This is a genomic window from Candidatus Micrarchaeia archaeon (assembly GCA_041650355.1).
Lineage (GTDB): Archaea > Micrarchaeota > Micrarchaeia > Anstonellales > Bilamarchaeaceae > JAHJBR01.
Genome location: JBAZLI010000089.1, coordinates 1 through 3,526, shown reverse-complemented (window position 1 = coordinate 3,526; position 3,526 = coordinate 1). Strand labels below are relative to the sequence as shown.

Sequence of the window (3,526 nt, the reverse complement as noted above, 5' to 3'; positions counted from 1 at the left end):
GAAGCACGGATTGGAGCACCTTGTAAGAGGGAAAGAAAGCCGCGGTGCCTTCTTTCAGCGAGTGCGCCTCGTCTATCAACCCGGCTATTCTCCTGTATTCCTCCTCCCCGCGCTGTGTGTATCTGGTGGTCGTGCCTTCCACTATGAGATTGAGTCGGTTGGGCTTCGGGAACGGGGAAGGATAGCATTTCATCAAAGTGCGTTTCTCGTCCAAGCCCAATACGTCGCGGTACATGCGCATCGGGTGCAGGGTTGCGCTCATCAATATTAAGGAATGGGCGCGGTTGAGCTCGGATGTGATTATCGCGGGGTCCATGAAGCGCTTGGAAATCGAGAAGAAGTCCTTTTTTCCGCGCAGGATGCGCACCGAGCCAGGAGTGTTTTCGAACCATCCGAAAAGGAACTTCGAGAACTTGAGCAAAGCGCTTTTCTTCCCGGTCTTGCCCACGAATTCCAGTCCTAAAGCCTCGAAATATTCGTAAAGCTCCTCGGGCTTCATCTGGAAATAGGAAAGCAGGGAGTTGAGCTGCGTTGGCTGGAGAAGGCACTCGGTTTCATTTTTTAGGATTTCTTTTGCCCAGGATTCCATTTCCTCCTCGAAATCCATCTTTCCCCCCAGGGCGCGCATCTCTTTTTCCATGCGCGAGACCATTCGGTTGTTGAATGAAACCGAGAGATAGTCGCGCACGCGCGCAGGGAGGTTGTGCGCCTCGTCTATTATTATGATGGAATTTTCCAGCTTTTTCTTGGATTTGCGCATGAACAGCTCGCGTATCTGCGGGGCTATCACGTGGAAATAGTCCGCGATGATGAACTGGGATGATGAGGAGAGCTTGAGCATTATTTCGTACGGGCACGCCTCCAGTTCCCTCGAGGCCGCGATTAGCTCGGAATGCCCCCGTATGCTCCCGTAATCCGCGAGTATTTTATGGAAAAGGATTTCGGCTTTGGCTTCCTCCAGCTTGCTGCTTCCCTTCGCGTTGCGGTAGAACGCGCATCCGCCTTTTTCGCGCAGTTTTTCGCACGCTGGATAGAACGCGTCATAGTCCAATTTTTCCATCGCAGGATGGATGCACGAATGTCGCCGTCCTATCAAATCCACTGCTTTAGGCTTTAATTCGTATTTTTCAGCAAGCCCTTTCACTACTTCGGCAGCGAGCTTGTGCTGGGAAATCTTCGGGGTGAGGAAGAGAACATCCAGATTGTGCTCGATTGCGTAGGTAATCGCAGGGGAAAGCGCTGCGTCTGTTTTCCCTATTCCACATGGCGCGTGCGCGAGCAGGTGCTTCTTGTTCTGGAGCGCAAAATAAACATCTGCCACCATGTCCTTCTGGTGCTTTCTGATTGAAGGATGGCGGAAAAAAGTCTGCATGCGCGCAACTCTCGGACAACATTATTAATCGTAATTAGGAGTACTTGGGGGTATGCCGATTGATGGAAACAGATTTAAAATATTTGGTTCAGGATAGTGTAATTAGGTGTAAATATGGCGATTGCAGTTAAGCAAAGCGGAAAAGAGCCCTATAGGCCGCATGCGCTCGTGGTTAATGCGCGCTTGGCATCATTGCATGTACTAGTGGAAACTATCAAGGCAATAGACAGGGGGATGCCTGCAAATTCCGGGGACTGGAAAGCAGCGCTGGATGCGGCTGCGAAAAGCGGGGATAGGGGTAAATTTGATTTGCTTGCCGAAAAAGCTAAACCTGATGCGAACACGCTCATTAATGCTGCTACGGGAGGGAGTGTTGAGATTGTCGAGCGCATTCTCTCGAATCTTCTGAAATCAGGAGCTGGCGCAAAGCCTAGTACGCTGCTTCATGCGGCAGTAACCGGCAGCAACCACTTATCAGACCGGGAAAAGCTGGTGAAGATGTTACTGGAAAGCGGAGCAGATCCAAACGCGGTGAATCCTTCAGGGCACACTCCGCTTTCGCTTGCACTTTTAAGATTAAACGGAAACGAAGGGCACAGAATCGCTGAAGAGCTGGTCAGGAGGGGCGCGGGCGTAAAGAATGTTGAGCCCAGGAATCTCAGGCCGCTTATTTCCGCGCTCGAAGAGCTTGGCTCGAATCCGGTGTTCAAGCCTCTCCTCGATGAAGCGAGAGGAATGATGAAGCAAGTGTAAGAATTAATAACCTGTTTTTGCATAGTCTGGTAGTTGCGTTCGTAGTCTAGTGGTAGGATTTTGGCTTCCCAAGCCAACGACCCGGGTTCGAGTGCTTCCAGCTTCTTGTTTTGTGCAAGCTGGAAACCGATTTCCCCGGCGGACGCATCTTTTTATTCTAAAATGGATGGTTCTTATGAAAGGTATACGAGTGCTTTCTCTGCTGGATGCGGAAACCAACGCGAAAATAGGGAAGAAAGGGGCTCCGGGAGATTTCACCATATACATGTACAAGCAGGGCGAAACCGCTGTTGAGATAATAGAGCCCACGCTTTACCCTGAGAAAATTCACCCGCTCGTTTTCGGATTGGCGCTTTCGGATTTCGTCCTGTTCAGGCCGGACGCGGGGAAGAAGGAGTTTCCGGAACTGCTTGCCTCTCTCATCATTGCGGGAAAGCCAGGGGCTTTCGTTGGGGACAAAGGCGGAATAGAGAATTACATAAAGGGGACCGCGCTCGAGAAATGGGAAACGATTGAGGATGATTTGATAAAAATACGCGAAAAACTGCTCACTGTGCGGAACGGATGGAAGGATGGAAAGACTAAAATAATAGTGGACCAGGTGTTCAACCTCAAGAGCATAGGGGTGGTTGCGCTCGGCGCGATAGTGCGCGGAACAGTGAAGGTGCACGATGAGATGGCGCTCTTCCCCGGGGGGCGGAAAATCCAGGTGAAGTCGCTCCAACTGCACGATGAGAACGTTAACGAGATAAGCGATGGCTCCAGGGTGGGCGCGAACATAAAGGGCGCCGAGGCCGAGAGCATAGAAAGGGGCTTTGTATTTGGGGATGGAATCTTAGGGGGGAAAAAATTCAGGGCTGAAGTCGAGTGCCCGAAATTCATCAAGGAGGGGATTCCCAAGGGAAGGAAGGTTTTCGCGTACCTTGGACTCCAGTTTGCCGAAGCCACGCTGAGTGATGATGTTGCAGCCGGAATGAAAAGGCAGGTCGAGATTGAGTGCGAAAGGGAGTTTGCATTTGAGGGCGGGGATGCGCTGTACATAGTGGACCCTGGGAGGAAGCCCAGGATGCTGGGTGCGGGTGCGATTGTATGAGGAAGGTTCTGTTGGTTATCCTGGTTTTGGCTGCTTCTGCCTTTGCCGAATGCAGCGGGAGCGCGTGGCATTACCTACCTGCGGTCTTGGAGGATAGCGGAGTGCTGGTGAACATGAGCCTGGCTCTCGAGCCAGGAAACGGGGACCTGTTCATGAGCGTGTACCCGAAAGTCGGGATGAGCACGCAACAGTCCGCAAGAGACGCAGTGGATTACGCTTTTGAATACACCGGGGCTGACAGGGAGGCGTGCGACGCGAGGATAAAGGCGTACATGCCATCTGGGGTAGAGGGGTATATAGAGGGACCG

4 protein-coding genes and 1 tRNA gene are annotated in these 3,526 nt (G+C 51.9%); 4 read left to right on the top strand and 1 reads right to left on the bottom strand.

Annotated elements, in window-relative coordinates; genetic code table 11:
* Positions 1-1,372 (bottom strand): hypothetical protein (locus WC488_05075; protein ID MFA5077769.1); only part of this gene is annotated, 1,372 nt, incomplete at its 3' end.
* A gap of 114 nt (positions 1,373-1,486) precedes the next feature.
* On the opposite strand from WC488_05075, the gene WC488_05070 reads away from it, so the two are divergent.
* From WC488_05070 to WC488_05055, 4 genes are all read left to right on the top strand, one after another.
* Entirely contained in the window at positions 1,487-2,125 is a 639-nt protein-coding gene (locus tag WC488_05070) for an ankyrin repeat domain-containing protein (protein ID MFA5077768.1), read from the top strand.
* 35 nt (positions 2,126-2,160) lie between these two features.
* Positions 2,161-2,272: transfer RNA gene (locus WC488_05065), tRNA-Gly, on the top strand.
* 28 nt (positions 2,273-2,300) lie between these two features.
* Positions 2,301-3,218, top strand: coding sequence for an EF-Tu/IF-2/RF-3 family GTPase (locus tag WC488_05060; GenBank protein MFA5077767.1), 918 nt, complete (start codon positions 2,301-2,303; stop codon positions 3,216-3,218).
* Positions 3,215-3,526, top strand: a 312-nt coding sequence (locus WC488_05055; GenBank protein MFA5077766.1) for a hypothetical protein, incomplete at its 3' end; no start/stop codon positions are given. The genes WC488_05060 and WC488_05055, both read left to right, overlap by 4 nt.